The organism is Streptomyces hygroscopicus subsp. hygroscopicus, assembly GCF_030269125.1.
In the GTDB taxonomy this organism is placed as follows: domain Bacteria; phylum Actinomycetota; class Actinomycetes; order Streptomycetales; family Streptomycetaceae; genus Streptomyces; species Streptomyces hygroscopicus_C.
Genome location: NZ_BSSM01000017.1, coordinates 24926 through 38566, shown reverse-complemented (window position 1 = coordinate 38566; position 13641 = coordinate 24926). Strand labels below are relative to the sequence as shown.

Genomic DNA, 13641 nt, shown 5'->3' with positions numbered 1-13641 from the left:
CGCGCGTAGCAACGAGCATCATGGCTTTCGCCAACGCACCAACCCGCACAGTGTTTTCGCGTCTCTTTTGTCATGCACCGGTCAAAACCGTCCGACGAAGGGAACAGCAATGGCTTGCGGATCCACCAGCCTGTGGGCAGGCGAGACCTCCTGGTTCTGCTGCGGCAGCTCCTGGGGCCCCTGCGGCAGCACCGGCACCGGCGCCTGCGGCACCTGCCAGTCCGGCAAGAACATGGCCGCCTGGCCCAACCTCTCCTCGGCCTGCTGGAGTGTCACCGATCCGGCCGCCTGCGGGGAGAACATGCCCAGACGCGGCTGCGGCTCGGTCGTGAACGTCAAGCACCAGTGCTCCGGCGCGGCCGTCTGCGTCACCCTCGCCGACTGCGGCCCCAACACCCAGATGTGGTGCAGCGAGCAGACCTGCTGCAACGGCTCGTGCCGTACCCACCGGGTCATCGACCTGACCCCGGCGGCCTTCTCGGCCATCGGCAGCCTCAGCTCCGGCCTGCTTCCCGTCTACATCTACGAGTGAGGGGGAACCACCATGACCGGACGTAACGGCATCGACCGCCGCCGACTCCTGACCAGCGCCGCCCTCGGCGGCGCCACCATCGTGGGCGCCTCCGCGCTCGGCGGCCTCGACGCGGAAGCCGCGTTCGCCGCCCCCATGCCCTCCCTGGACCCGGCGATCTCCCGGTCGTCGTTCGTCGACGGCCGCGTCGGCCGGATCAAGGGCAGCACCCTCGACGTCGTCGAGGCCGACGGCACCCACCGGCTCATCCGGCTCACCAACGCCACGAGCGTCTGGAAGCTGGAGACCGTCACCGCCGAGGCCATCGAGACCGGCGACGGCCTGTACGCCCGGGGCGTCGAGATGCCCGACGGCAGCGTGGCCGCCGACGCGGTCTGGGTGAACATCGTCAACCTCTACGTCACCGTCCGCGGCATCGAGCGCACCCGGCTGCACCTGAGCCACGGCCGCACCACCCTGGTCGGCAACATCGTGGACAAGCGCACCACCGCGTCCTTCCGCGGCGGCGCCCTCACCTCCAACCTCTCGCAGCTCAAGATCGGGCACCACGCCCAGGTGCTGGGCGCCTGGCGGCCCGCGGACGACAGCGTGGACATCGCCCGCATCAGCGTCGGGCACTGACGAGGGGAATGTGATGGCATCGCTCACCACGGACCTCGCGCCCCTGCTGCTCGGCGTCCTGCTCGCCGCCACCGGCGCGGGCAAGGCGTTCGGCAGGCAGGTCGCGGGGCAGGCGGCCGGCACCGTACTGGTCCGCGTCCTGAACGACGGCCGCCGCGCCACCCGGGTCCTGCGGTCCACCGGCGCCGTGGAACTCGTCGTGGCCGCGGGCTTGTTGGCCGCGCCGACCACCACGGTCCCCGGCATCGCGGCGGCCGCCCTGGGCGTCGGCTTCCTCGGCTACCTCGGGTACGCCCGCGCGACCGCCCCGGAGTCGTCCTGCGGCTGCACCGCCCGCAGCGACGGCCCGATCACCTGGCGGGCCTTCGTCCGCGCGGGCCTGGTCGTGGTGGGCGGCGCCGCGGCCGCCGGGGCCCGGACACCCTGGTGGACCCAGGGCGTCCGGCACCCGTCGGCGTCGCTCGCCTTCCTCGTCGTCACCACGGCCGTCCTGGCCGCGGTCTCCAGCGACCTGGACCACCTGTGGCTGGTTCCGCTGCGCAGGACCCGGCTGAGGATCTTCGGCCACCCGCTGGTCCCGGGCAGGGACGAGGAGGTGCCGGTGGCCGCCTCCGTCGAGCTGCTGGAGCGCTCGCTGGCCTGGGTGGCCGCCGCGCCGGTCGTCCGCTCCGGGCTGATCGACCACTGGGAGGCCGACGGCTGGCGCTTCCTCCAGTTCGCCGGGGTCCACGACCCCGACGGCGCGGCGCGCCCGGTCACCGTGCTGTTCGCGGTGGACCCGCGCGCGACGAAGGACACCACCGACAGACCGGCGGTCCGGGTCACCCTGGTCGACGACCGCACCGACGAACCGGTCGCGGTGGACCTGCTCGCCTGACCCGGCGGGACCGCACAGGACGAGGGGCCCTCCGTTCGTCCGGAGGGCCCCTCGTCCTGTGCCGCCCGTGTCACTCCCCGAGCAGCGCCCGCACCCGGTCCTGCCCCACCGCGAGCAGCAGCGTGGGCAGCCGGGGACCGGTGTCCCGGCCCACCAGCAGCTGGTACAGCAGCGCGAAGAACGTCCGCTGGGCGGTCTTGATCTCCGGCGGCAGCTCCTTGGGCGTCGCGTCCGCCGAGAACCCGGCCTGCACCTTCGGCACGCCGTAGACGAGGTGCGTCAGCCCGTCCAGCGACCAGTGCTCGGCGAGGCCGTCGAGCAGCAGTCTCACGGACCGCTGGGACGCCTCGTCCAGCGACTTCAGCAGCTCGGCGTCCGGCTCCTCGCGCACGATGGTCCGCTGGTCGGCGGGCACGTACGTGTTGATCCACGCCTCGGCCTTGTCGTACCGCGGCCGGGCCTCCGCCAGCGAGGCCAGCGGCCGCTCCGGGTCCAGCTCGGAGAGGATGCGCAGGGCCTGGTCCTCGTGGCCGGCCGTGATGTCGGCGACGGACGCGAGCGTGCGGTACGGCAGCGGGCGCGGGGTCCTCGGCAGCTCGGCGCCGGCCGTGCCGACCGCGCGGGTGTACGCGGCCACGTCACCCGGCAGCGCGGAGCCGTCGGCGACCTTGGCGGCGAGCTTGTCCCACTCGTCGTAGAGCCGCTGGATCTCCTGGTCGAAGGCGATCTTGAAGGACTGGTTGGGCCGGCGCCGGGCGTACAGCCAGCGCAGCAGCTGCGGCTCCATGATCTTCAGCGCGTCGGCCGGGGTCGGCACACCACCGCGCGAGGACGACATCTTGGCCATGCCGGAGATGCCGACGAAGGCGTACATCGGGCCGATGGGCTGCCGGCCGCCGAAGATGCCGACGATCTGCCCGCCGACCTGGAAGGACGACCCGGGGGAGGAGTGGTCGACACCGCTCGGCTCGAAGACCACGCCCTCGTAGGCCCAGCGCATCGGCCAGTCGACCTTCCAGACCAGCTTGCCGCGGTTGAACTCGGCGAGCCGGACGGTCTCGGTGAACCCGCACTCGTTGCAGACGTACGACAGCTCGGTGGTGTCGTCGTCGTACGAGGTGACGGTCGTCAGGTCCTTCTCGCAGCCGCCGCAGTACGGCTTGTACGGGAAGTACCCGGCGGTGCCGGCGGAGCCGTCGTCCTCGGAGGCGGCGCCGGAGCCCTCCTCGGCCTCCAGCTCGGCCTCGTCCACGGCCTTCTGCTGCGGCTTCTTCGCCTTGGGCTTGGTGCGGTACTGGGCGAGGATCGCGTCGATGTCGCCGCGGTGCTTCATCGCGTGCAGGATCTGCTCGCGGTAGACGCCCGAGGTGTACTGCGCGGTCTGGCTGATGCCGTCGAACTCGACGCCCATCTCGGCCAGGGACTCGACCATCGCGGCCTTGAAGTGCTCCGCCCAGTTCGGGTACGACGAACCCTTCGGGGCCGGCACCGAGGTCAGCGGCTTGCCGATGTGCTCGGCCCAGGAGTCGTCGACGCCGGCGATGCCCTTCGGCACCTTGCGGTAGCGGTCGTAGTCGTCCCAGGAGATCAGGTGCCGGACCTGGTGCCCGCGGCGGCGGATCTCGTCGGCGACCAGGTGCGGGGTCATGACCTCGCGCAGGTTGCCCAGGTGGATGGGGCCGGAGGGAGAGAGTCCGGACGCGACCACGACGGGTTTGCCCGGGGCCCGGCGCTCCGACTCCTCGATGACCTCATCCGCGAAACGGGAGACCCAGTCGGTGGTCTCGGTGCTCTGAGCCACGATCGGCACGTCCTTCTTTCTCCATCGGGCAGCCGCTGCGGTCGCACGGCTGACCGCTTCATTGTCCCAGGCGGGACCACATCCGCGAAAACGCCTTTTCAACGCGTTGGACGGCCTTCCCGCGGCCCGCGTTCACCCGCGGACCGGAAAATTCGCTTCACCCCCCGTGGGATACTGGGCGTGACTATCCATCCCCACGAGGAGAACGGCACCTCACCTATGGCCTCGGTCACGTCCCTCAGCGACTCCGTCCAGCAGCAGCTCGCGTCCGCCCTCTCGGCCACCCTGCCGGAGGCCGCCGGCGCGGACCCGCTGCTGCGACGAAGCGACCGGGCCGACTTCCAGGCCAACGGGATCCTGGCCCTCGCCAAGAAGGCGAAGGCGAACCCGCGGGAGCTGGCCACGCAGGTCGTCTCCCGGGTGACCACCGGCGCGGTGATCGAGGACGTCGAGGTCTCGGGCCCCGGCTTCCTCAACATCACCATCTCCGACCGGGCCATCACCGAGAACCTGGCCGCGCGGTACGCGGACGAGACCGGCCGCCTCGGCGTGCCGTACGCCGCGGACCCGGGCACCACGGTGATCGACTACGCCCAGCCGAACGTGGCCAAGGAGATGCACGTCGGCCACCTGCGCTCCGCCGTGATCGGCGACTCGGTGGTCCAGCTCCTGGAGTTCACCGGCGAGAAGGTGGTCCGCCGCCACCACATCGGCGACTGGGGCACCCAGTTCGGCATGCTCATCCAGTACCTGGACGAGCACCCGCACGAGCTGGACCACAAGGCGTCCGCCGAGGACAGCGCGGCCTCCGGCGAGGAGGCGATGTCCAACCTGGACCGCCTCTACAAGACCGCGCGCAAGCTCTTCGACTCCGACGAGGACTTCAAGACCCGCGCCCGCCGCCGGGTGGTCGACCTCCAGGCCGGCGACCCGCACACGCTCGCCATCTGGCAGAGGTTCGTGGACGAGTCGAAGATCTACTTCTTCTCCGTCTTCGAGAAGCTGGACATGGAGATCCGCGACCCCGACATCGTCGGCGAGTCCGGGTACAACGACATGCTGGCCGAGACCTGCCGCCTCCTGGAGGAGTCCGGCGTCGCGGTCCGCTCCGAGGGCGCGCTGTGCGTCTTCTTCGACGACATCCTGAGCCCGGAGGGCAACCCGGTCCCGCTGATCGTCCAGAAGTCCGACGGCGGCTACGGCTACGCGGCCACCGACCTCTCCGCGATCCGCGACCGCGTCTTCAACCTCAAGGCCGACACCCTCCTGTACGTGGTCGACGCCCGTCAGGCCCTGCACTTCCGCATGGTCTTCGAGACGGCCCGCCGCGCCGGCTGGCTGAACGACGACGTCAAGGCCATCCAGCTGGCCTTCGGCACGGTGCTGGGCAAGGACGGCAAGCCGTTCAAGACGCGTGCGGGCGAGACGGTCCGTCTGGTCGACCTCCTCGACGAGGCCGTCGACCGCGCCTCGGCCGTGGTCCGCGAGAAGGCCCAGGACCTCTCCGAGGAGGAGATCGCCGAGCGCGGTGCCCAGGTGGGCATCGGCGCGGTGAAGTACGCGGACCTGTCCACGTCGGCGAACCGCGACTACAAGTTCGACCTGGACCAGATGGTCTCGCTCAACGGCGACACGTCCGTCTACCTCCAGTACGCCTACGCCCGTATCCGGTCCATCCTCCGCAAGGCCGGCGACGCCCGCCCCGCCGCGCACCCGGAGCTGCCGCTCCACGACGCCGAGCGCGCGCTGGGCCTGCACGCGGACGCCTTCGCGGAGGTGGTGGCGGAGGCCGCCGCCGACTACGCCCCGCACAAGCTGGCCGCGTACCTCTACCAGCTGGCCTCCCTCTACACGACCTTCTACGACAAGTGCCCCGTCCTGAAGGCCGAGACCCCGGCCCAGGTGGCGAACCGCCTCTTCCTCTGCGACGTGACGGCCCGCACCCTCCACCAGGGCATGTCCCTGCTGGGCATCAGGACGCCGGAGAAGCTCTGACCGGGGACTTCCTGGTCCGGTCGGCCGAGCACTGGCGCGTGCGCCGTCCGAAGGACGGCTAGCGCGAGTTCTCGGCCGCCAGCTCCCCCGCCCGCCGCACCACGGCCGCCCGCACCTCCTCCGGCTCCAGCACCCGCAGGGGCGTTCCCAGCGTGAGCAGATAGCGGGCCAGTCCGTCCGCGTCCGGGCCGCCGATGTCGACCAGGGTCGCGGAGGGACCGTCGGGGCGATGGGTGCCGATGGTCGGGGGGACGAGGCGGAGGGCCTGGTCGAGGGGGACGGGGAGGCGGATGGTGGCGGACAGGGGGTAGGGGCCGTTCGCGATGTTGCGGGAGACCAGCTGGGCCGGGTCCGGCGGGTCGGTGAGGTCCGCCGGGTGGCCGGTGGGCTGGAGGCGGTCGACGCGGTCCGCCCGGAAGGTGCGCCACCGGCCGCGCGCGACGTCCCGGGCGACCAGGTACCAGAGCCGGCCCGTGTGGACCAGCCGGTACGGGTCGATGTCCCGGACCGTGGAGCGCCCCTCGGCGTCCGTGTACGACAGCCGGGCCCGCTCCCCCCGCCGGCACGCGCCCGCCAGTTCCAGCAGCAGGCCGGGGCTGACCCCGGACCCGTCGGCGCCGGGGAGGCGTACGAAGGCGTCGTCCAGTTCGCCCAGGCGGTCCGCGACGCGGCGCGGCAGGACCTGGCGGAGCTTCAGCAAGGCCGAGAGCGCGGCCTGGTCGCTGCCCAGGGCGCGGTTCAGGGCCGCCTCGCTGAGGCCGACCGCCACGGCCAGCGCCTCCTCGTCGTCCAGGATCAGCGGGGGCACGCGGGAGCCGGCGCGCAGGCGGTAGCCGCCCCAGGGGCCCGCCTCGGAGTCGACGGAGTAGCCGAGTTCGCGCAGGCGGGCGATGTCCCGGCGGACCGTGCGGTCGGTGATCTTCAGGGACTCCGCCAGTTCGGCGCAGGTCCACGAGGGGCGGGAGGACAGGAGGGACAGCAACCCCAGCAGACGGGCGGACGCGGCGATCACGGCCGGAAGTCTGGCACACCCCGGTCCATGACCAGGACCGTAACTGTCCGGGTCACGTCGTAGCGTCGCCTCCATGACTACGCAGACCACTCCCGCGTTCCGCTACGCCGCCGTCACCTTCGACTGCGCGGACCCCGCTGAACTCGCCCGCTTCTACGGCGCGTTGCTCGGCTACCGAACCCTCTTCGCCACCGATGACTTCATCCTGCTCGGTGAGGAGGGCGCCCCCGGCCTCGGCTTCACCCGGATCGACGACTACCTCCCGCCCACGTGGCCGGACCCCGCCCGGGGGAAGCAGGCCCACATCGAGCTGGGCGTGGACGATCTGGACGCCGCCGAGCGGCGTGCCGTGGAACTCGGCGCGACGAAGCCCGAGCACCAGCCGGGCGAGGAGCGGTGGAGGGTGCTCCTCGACCCGGCCGGACACCCGTTCTGCGTCACGACCCTGGCCTAGGGGCCTCGCGTCAGTTCGACGTGCAGCTGAACGTCGGCCAGGTGGTGGAGCCGTTCTTCTGCACGGTCAGGCCCCAGTTGTCCCCGCTCCCGTTGGGCTTGGCGACAAGCACCTGGGCGCTGGGATAACTCGCGGTCACGTTCCAGGTGGCCATGACCTTCTCGGGCGCCGGGACGTTCGCGGTGACGGTCCAGTTACCGGAACCGCTCACCGCGACGTTGAGGTTGTACCGGTCGTCCCACACCTGCCCCGCGGTGACGGTCGCCGTACAGCCCCCGGTACCGCCGCCTCCCCCGCCACCGCTCCCGTCGGGGGCGACGGCGCGGCCGGTCTGCGGGGAGATCATCCCGGAACACATCCCGCGGCTCGCGAGGTTCTGGGCGATCCGCGGGATGGCGGCCAGGGTGTTGGCGGGCCACTCGTGCATGAGGATGACCTGGCCGTCGCCGAGCCGGGAGGCGGCCTGGACGATGGCGTCCGTACTGGCGCCGTTCCAGTCCCCCGAGTCGATGTCCCAGATCACCTCGGTCAGGCCGTACTTGGCCTCGACGCTCTTCAGCGTCGCGTTGGTCTCGCCGTACGGCGGCCGGAAGAGCCTCGGCGTCCCGCCGCCGGCACTCGCGACGGCCTGCTGGGTGCGGGAGAGTTCCGAGTCGATCTGGGCCTGGCTCAGCTGGGTCAGGTGCGGGTGGGTGTAACTGTGGTTCCCCACCCACATCCCGGCGTCGACCTCGGCCTTGACCTGGGCCGGGTACGAGGCCGCGTACTGGCCCTCGTTGAACATGGTGGCCCGCAGCCCGTTCTGCCTCAGCGCGTCGAGGACGGCGGGCGTGTGGTCGTTGGACGGGCCGTCGTCGAAGGTGAGTCCGACGTACCCGTTGCAGGTGGCGGCCCCCGAAGGGGCGGCCCCGACGGTCAGGGTGCCGGCCGTCGCCGCCGCGAGGGCGGCGGCGACGGCGACGGCGAGTCTGGCGGTGCGCACGCGTGTGCTCCTTCTCGCGGCTGTGTCAGTTGGCTGTACAGGTGAACGTCGGCCAGGTGGTCGATCCGTTCTTCTGGATGGTCAGCCCCCAGTCGTTGCCGCTGCCGTTGGACTTGGCGGTCAGCACCTGGGCGCTGGGATAGCTCGCGTCCACGTTCCAGGTCGCCATGACCTTCTCCGGGGACGGGACGTTCGCGGTGACGGTCCAGTTGCCGGCGCCGCTGACCGAGACGTTGAGGTTGTACCGGTCGTCCCACGACTGACCCGCGGTGACGGTCGCCGTGCAGCTGCCGGTACCGCCGCCCGTGCCACCGCCCGTGCCGCCCGAACCCGAGCTGTCCAGGGTGATGTTGGAGCTGCCGCTGCTCTGGTAGCCCTCGGTCGCCATGATCATGTAGTAGTTGAAGCTGCCCAGGTTCATCCCGTGGCCGGCCCACGCGTCGAAGTGGTTGCCGGTGGTGATGGTGCCGCCGGTCCGCTTGGTCTGCCGGACGCTCCAGTACTGGTTGAAGGTCTTGGTGCCCTCCACCGACGGGGCGTTGGTGCGGGTCGTCTCGTAGATGTCGTACGTGCCGCCGTCACTGGTGACCGTGCCCTTGAAGGTGCCGGTGGGCCGGTAGGTGCCCCAGTTGTCGACGATGTAGTACTCGACCAGCGGGTTCGAGGTCCAGCCGTACAGCGACAGGTACGCGTTGCCGGACGGGTTGAAGCTGCCGGAGTACGTGACCGAGCGGCGGCCGCCGTTGCTCCAGCCCTTGCCGGCCACGAAGTTGCCGACGTTGCTCCAGTTGGTGCTGTAGTTGCCGGCCGACCCCAGGTTCATGGAGACGGTGCCGCCACCGTCGGTCCAGAACGAGTAGTAGTAGCCGTTGTTCGTGCCGGTCTGGTTCGAGGTGATGACCGTGTCGGCGCTGGCGATGCCCGCGCCGGGCAGGGTCAGCGCCCCCACGGCGAGCAGGACGATGGCACAGACACCTCTGAGGAGCGAGGTGAGGCGGCCCCCCGGGCCGGTCTTCCTACGGCTGCGGATCTTCATGGACGTGCTTCCTCCTCATGGATCGGATGGAGCCGGATGAGGGTGGAGCGACGCGCTGCGCGATGGTGCCTCAGTGTTGGGGCGCGCACCGGGACAGTCAATGGTTTCGGTACTTATTTCGAAACATTCGGGTCATCAAAGTCCCGTACCCTGAAGGGTTTTGGCTGGTAAACGGCGCTCACGGAAGGGAGTCGCAGACTCCTCCGAGGCACCCAGAACACTGGGGTCGAGCCGGGGCGCGGGCCCTTCGAAAGTTTCGAGGTCCGTGGGAAGGCGTTGTCAGACCCTCCCCCTACAGTCACTCCCATGGCGACTCTTCCCAACCCGCTGCCCCGGCTGGCCACCGATCCCAGCGGCCGCAGCCTGGGGCTCCGACTGCCGCCCGGCAGGCTGCTCGACACGACCGAAGACGGCCCGCACCGCGAGCCTCTGCTCTGGCTCGCGGACAAGCCGGCCGCCCCCGGCACCTGGGCCGCCCTGGGTGCCCCGGCCGCGCGCGCCGGGCTGCTGCCGGTGCTGGTGGAAACGGGTGGCCCGCAAGGGGGTCCGGAGCGGTGGGAGTTGATGCCGGACGACATGTCCTACCCGGGGGACCACGACCCGGAGGACGTCCTCGCCGAGTACTGGGAGGGGGACGGGGAGGACGGCGAGGACGAGGAACCCGGCGATCTGCTCGCGCCGTTCGGGGCGGAATGGCCCGGACTCGCCCCCGCCAGGAAGTTCACCGTCGATCCGGCGACCCGCGCGGCGCGGGCCGCCGACGAACTGACCGGCGACCAGGGCCAGTCCGTGTTCCCCGCCCCCCACCTCGCCCTCGTCCCCGCGCGCCGCTCCGCCGACGTCCCGGCCGCGATCGGCTGGACCGGCCCGCTGAACCACGAGAACGACGTGGCACGCCTGTGCGCGGTCCTGCGCTCCTGGGAGGACCGGTTCGGCATACGCGTCGTCGCGCTCGGGTTCGACGCCCTGCTGCTGTCCGTGGCGGCCCCGCCGACCGACCTGGCCGAGGCCGAGGCGGTGGCGGCGGAGCACTTCGCCTTCTGCCCCGACAACATCACGCAGGGGGCGGACACCCTCCACGCCTACGCGAAGGAGCTGGTCGGCGAGACCACCTGGTTCTTCTGGTGGGACTGAGGAGGGAACGGACGGGGGCGGTCCGCGGTCACCCCTGCGCGGGCGCCCACTTCTCGCCGCCCAGCGGGAAGGCGTAGGACGGGCGCCCGTTGTCGCCGCTCGTGCGGAAGGGCCGGCCCTTGTCGCCGATGCGTACGGTGCCGTGCCGGCCGCCACTGGACCAGGACAGTTCCAGGTACCAGCTGACGTCGTACGCCGAGGCGTCCGCGGTGACGTAGAAGACCTCGGGGTCGGACTCGCTCACGCTGAAGGGGAAGCCGCGCTGTCCGGCCACCGGCTGGACGGCCGGCCGCAGGGCGTCCAGCGCGACGGTGAAGGAGTGGGTGGGCACCCCGCCGCCGCAGCCGACGCCGGGGTAGCCCATGGCGTAGTCGTTCCACGCGAGCGGGGCCCGCTTGCCCGCCATCCGCACCGACATCCCCTCCAGCACCACGGTGTCCTTCCCGCTCCCCTGCACCGTGAGCGTGACGAACTGCTCCCCCGCCGAGACGGCCTGGTGCACGGCCACCCACGCGGGCGCGTCGTTCTCGATGGGCGGCGGTGACACCTCCGTGGGCGGCCGGTCGATCAGGTAGTGCTGGGAGCAGGGGCTTTCCCAGGAGTACGGGTGGGTGGTGACGGTGAGGGGGACGCCGGTGACGGGGGCCGCGCCGCTCGCGTCCGGCGGCCCGCTCGCGGCGGCGTCCGGCCCTTCGGCGTTCCCCGGGGTGGCGGAGGCCGAGGGGTGCCGGGCGGAGCCCGAGGGGGAGGGTGAGCGGCTGTCCCGGGTGCGCGGTGCGGCGCCGGCCGCCGCGGACCGGCCGGGTGCGGAGGCGGTGGCTCCCGCGGAGGCGGTGTCCCGGTGACGGTCCCCGCCGCCGGGCAGACCGATCGCGAGGGCCACGGCACCGAGTACGGCGGCCGTGGCGACGGCGGCGACGAGGACGGGGCGGCGCGGTGAGCGGCGGACCGCCGTCACCGGCGCCGGGGCCGCCCCCTCCCGGTACCCCGGACGACCCTCCTCGTCCTCCACGCCCCCGGCACCCGCCTCCTCGGCCACAGCGCCCCCGGCCGCGGCTCCCCGGCCCCCCGGACTCGCCGCCGTCACCGGTGCCGGGCGCGACGCGGCCGCGGTCCCCTCCGGGCGCCCCGGACGACCCTCCTCGTCCTCAGCACCCCCGGCACCCGCTTCGCCGGCCTCCGCGCCCCCGGCACTCGCCTCCTCGGCCATCACGCCCCCGGTCGCCGCGGCCCCGGCCGCGGCTCCCCGTCCCCCCGGACTCCCGCCCCCCGAGGCCCCGTTCGCCGCCTCGCCACTCGCGAGCCTCCGCCCCCGCCCCGCGTCCGCCAGCACCCAGCTCCGGTGCAGCGCCACGAGTTCCTCCGCCGACGCCCCGCACAGCCGCGCCATCCGCTCCACCGGGGCGTAATCCGTCGGCACGGCATCCCCGTTGCAGTAGCGGTGCAGCGTCGACGTGCTCATGTGGAGGCGCTTGGCGAGCATCCCGTAGCTGTGCCCGGAGCGCTCCTTCAACTCCCGCAAGCGCTCGGCGAATCCGGTCCCCCCGGTGCTTTCCGGCACTGTCCTTCCCCTCCCCCTGTCCCGTTCCCCCGTTCCAGGGACGGGACGTTCTTGCAGGTCATAGCCCATTTGACCGTTCCAGCGTCCCGGATCGTCCGCCGGGGCTGGCGGGCGGGACAAAACGCCCCGCAGGCTGTGGACATCCAAGCACTCAACGAACCGGAAGCGAGAAGCGCCATGCGCAACCGCCGTATTCGCCGCGCCCGTACCCCCCTGCTCGCCGCGGCCGGTGCCGCCCTCGCCGCCCTCGCCCTCACGGCGTGCGAGAACGGCACGGGGACGAAGGACGAGGGCGCGGCCCGGAACACCCCGTCGGCGAACGCGAGCGCGGGCACCGCGACGCCCGGCGCCGACAAGCCGGCCGGGGACGCCAGGGCACAGCAGGCAACGACCGGCGCCACCACCGGCGGGCAGCAGACCTCGGCCGGCACCCGACACACCACCGGCGGCACCCACGGCTCCGGCGGCACCGGCGGCTCCAAGGGCTCGGACGGCGGGAACCCCGACCCGGCCGACCCCGCCCACCGCGTCCTGTGCAACGGCTCCAACACCCTTGTCACCGCGCGGACGTTGTCCCGTCCCCTCAACCACATGCTGCTCACGGTCAAGAACACCGGCTCGAAGTACTGCGACCTGACGTACTACCCGGTGCTCCGCTTCGACGGCATGCAGTGGGCGCCCGCCGCCGACGAGTCGACCCGGCCGCAGGCGGTCACGACCCTCGCCCCCGGCGAGTCCGGCTACGCGGGCGTGCTGTTGTCCGCCGCCGACGGCAGCGGCGACGGCGGGCAGACGGGCCACAAGCTGACCGTGTACTTCCAGGGCAGGACACCGCACAGCGACGGCGGCGCCACGGCGAACGTCGCGCTGCCCTCGAAGGGCGTCTACTACGACAGCACCCTGAAGGTCACCTACTGGGTGCGGGACGCGTCCGACATCGCGAGCTGGTGACCCGGGCGGCCCCCCGGATCGCCCTCGGGAACGACGGCCTAGTAGGCGATCGAGATGTGCGCCCGGGGATGCGCGTCCCGCTCGATCTCGTCCACGACGGCCAGCGCGAAGTCGGCGCCGGAGATCTCCGACCTGCCCTGCTCGTCGAGGAGGGCGACCTCCCCGCCGACGCGGTAGGTCCCGGTCCGCTCGCCCGCGGCCCAGGCGCCGTAGCCGCCCGCGGGAGAGACCAGGGTCCAGTCGAGCGAGGCGGGCGCGGCGGTGGTGAGCCACTCCCGGACCGCGTCCATCTCGCGCGCCTCCGACCGGAACTGCTCGGGGAGGTCCCCCTCGGCGAACCGGGGCTCGCCCGGCGCGGGACGCAGCGAGGAGAAGCCGCCGATCACGATCAGCCGGGCGCCGGCGGCGTCCGCCGCGGCGGCGATGTCCTGGTACAGGCCGAGCAGCCGGCCCACCAGGTCGCCGCGCGGCGACAGCGCCGCGACCACCGCGTCCTGGCCGGGGACCAGCCGCGCGGCGTCGTCGGCCTCACCCTGCGTGTACGTCACCCCGTCGACCGGGGCCTTGGGGGCCGACCGTGCGTACGACGCCACCTCGTGGCCCCGGGCGACTGCCTCGGTGGCGATGTTGGTGCCGGTGTAGCCGGTCCCACCGACGATCAGGATCTTGCGCACGGCGACTCCCG

Annotated in this window: 13 protein-coding genes; 7 read left to right on the top strand and 6 right to left on the bottom strand. The window is 72.3% G+C overall.

Annotated elements, in window-relative coordinates; genetic code table 11:
• The first annotated feature begins 109 nt into the window (after positions 1–109).
• From QSK45_RS30540 to QSK45_RS30530, 3 genes are read left to right on the top strand one after another with little or no spacing between them, the layout of a single operon-like run.
• Positions 110–532 (top strand): RlpA-like double-psi beta-barrel domain-containing protein, encoded by a 423-nt coding sequence (locus QSK45_RS30540; RefSeq protein WP_285562126.1) that lies wholly within the window; start codon positions 110–112, stop codon positions 530–532.
• Positions 533–544: 12 nt separating this feature from the next.
• The gene (locus QSK45_RS30535; protein WP_285562125.1) at positions 545–1153 is read left to right on the top strand and encodes a cell wall protein; all 609 of its coding nucleotides are present in this window, start codon (positions 545–547) and stop codon (positions 1151–1153) included.
• A gap of 13 nt (positions 1154–1166) precedes the next feature.
• A complete protein-coding gene (locus QSK45_RS30530) occupies positions 1167–2030 on the top strand; it encodes a MauE/DoxX family redox-associated membrane protein (RefSeq protein WP_285562124.1) in 864 nt (287 codons plus the stop codon).
• Positions 2031–2100: 70 nt separating this feature from the next.
• Here QSK45_RS30530 and lysS read toward each other — a convergent pair whose 3' ends face one another.
• Positions 2101–3840 carry a lysine--tRNA ligase gene (gene lysS / locus QSK45_RS30525; protein ID WP_285562123.1) on the bottom strand — a complete coding sequence of 580 codons (1740 nt, stop codon included), beginning with the start codon at positions 3838–3840 and terminating at the stop codon, positions 2101–2103.
• 210 nt (positions 3841–4050) lie between these two features.
• Between lysS and argS the strand changes: the two genes are divergently transcribed.
• Positions 4051–5826, top strand: coding sequence for an arginine--tRNA ligase (gene argS / locus QSK45_RS30520; protein ID WP_285562263.1), 1776 nt, complete (start codon positions 4051–4053; stop codon positions 5824–5826).
• A 58-nt stretch (positions 5827–5884) separates the two neighbouring features.
• On the opposite strand, the gene QSK45_RS30515 is transcribed toward argS, so the two are convergent.
• Positions 5885–6838: a helix-turn-helix transcriptional regulator gene (locus tag QSK45_RS30515; protein ID WP_285562122.1), complete on the bottom strand. Its 954-nt coding sequence runs from the start codon at positions 6836–6838 to the stop codon at positions 5885–5887.
• A gap of 73 nt (positions 6839–6911) precedes the next feature.
• On the opposite strand from QSK45_RS30515, the gene QSK45_RS30510 reads away from it, so the two are divergent.
• Positions 6912–7292 carry a VOC family protein gene (locus QSK45_RS30510; RefSeq protein ID WP_285562121.1) on the top strand — a complete coding sequence of 127 codons (381 nt, stop codon included), beginning with the start codon at positions 6912–6914 and terminating at the stop codon, positions 7290–7292.
• Between the two features lie 10 nt (positions 7293–7302).
• Here QSK45_RS30510 and QSK45_RS30505 read toward each other — a convergent pair whose 3' ends face one another.
• Entirely contained in the window at positions 7303–8274 is a 972-nt protein-coding gene (locus QSK45_RS30505) for a polysaccharide deacetylase family protein (protein ID WP_285562120.1), read from the bottom strand.
• Between the two features lie 25 nt (positions 8275–8299).
• Positions 8300–9310: a glycoside hydrolase family 11 protein gene (locus QSK45_RS30500; protein WP_285562119.1), complete on the bottom strand. Its 1011-nt coding sequence runs from the start codon at positions 9308–9310 to the stop codon at positions 8300–8302.
• Positions 9311–9616: 306 nt separating this feature from the next.
• On the opposite strand from QSK45_RS30500, the gene QSK45_RS30495 reads away from it, so the two are divergent.
• Positions 9617–10444: a DUF4253 domain-containing protein gene (locus QSK45_RS30495; RefSeq protein WP_285562118.1), complete on the top strand. Its 828-nt coding sequence runs from the start codon at positions 9617–9619 to the stop codon at positions 10442–10444.
• 28 nt (positions 10445–10472) lie between these two features.
• Here QSK45_RS30495 and QSK45_RS30490 read toward each other — a convergent pair whose 3' ends face one another.
• The gene (locus tag QSK45_RS30490; RefSeq protein ID WP_285562117.1) at positions 10473–12005 is read right to left on the bottom strand and encodes a helix-turn-helix domain-containing protein; all 1533 of its coding nucleotides are present in this window, start codon (positions 12003–12005) and stop codon (positions 10473–10475) included.
• A gap of 177 nt (positions 12006–12182) precedes the next feature.
• Between QSK45_RS30490 and QSK45_RS30485 the strand changes: the two genes are divergently transcribed.
• Positions 12183–12956, top strand: a complete 774-nt coding sequence (locus QSK45_RS30485) for a DUF4232 domain-containing protein (RefSeq protein WP_285562116.1) — start codon at positions 12183–12185, stop codon at positions 12954–12956.
• 38 nt (positions 12957–12994) lie between these two features.
• Here QSK45_RS30485 and QSK45_RS30480 read toward each other — a convergent pair whose 3' ends face one another.
• The gene (locus QSK45_RS30480) at positions 12995–13630 is read right to left on the bottom strand and encodes an NAD(P)-dependent oxidoreductase (RefSeq protein WP_285562115.1); all 636 of its coding nucleotides are present in this window, start codon (positions 13628–13630) and stop codon (positions 12995–12997) included.
• Between the last annotated feature and the right edge of the window lie 11 nt (positions 13631–13641).

Excerpts from the sequence above, each read along its gene's own strand:
- QSK45_RS30500 (WP_285562119.1), bottom strand. The coding sequence starts at position 9,310 with ATGAAGATCCGCAGCCGTAGGAAGACCGGCCCGGGGGGCCGCCTCACC.
- QSK45_RS30530 (WP_285562124.1), top strand. The coding sequence starts at position 1,167 with ATGGCATCGCTCACCACGGACCTCGCGCCCCTGCTGCTCGGCGTCCTG.
- QSK45_RS30535 (WP_285562125.1), top strand. The coding sequence starts at position 545 with ATGACCGGACGTAACGGCATCGACCGCCGCCGACTCCTGACCAGCGCC.
- argS (WP_285562263.1), top strand. The coding sequence starts at position 4,051 with ATGGCCTCGGTCACGTCCCTCAGCGACTCCGTCCAGCAGCAGCTCGCG.
- QSK45_RS30510 (WP_285562121.1), top strand. The coding sequence starts at position 6,912 with ATGACTACGCAGACCACTCCCGCGTTCCGCTACGCCGCCGTCACCTTC.
- QSK45_RS30540 (WP_285562126.1), top strand. The coding sequence starts at position 110 with ATGGCTTGCGGATCCACCAGCCTGTGGGCAGGCGAGACCTCCTGGTTC.
- QSK45_RS30485 (WP_285562116.1), top strand. The coding sequence starts at position 12,183 with ATGCGCAACCGCCGTATTCGCCGCGCCCGTACCCCCCTGCTCGCCGCG.
- QSK45_RS30495 (WP_285562118.1), top strand. The coding sequence starts at position 9,617 with ATGGCGACTCTTCCCAACCCGCTGCCCCGGCTGGCCACCGATCCCAGC.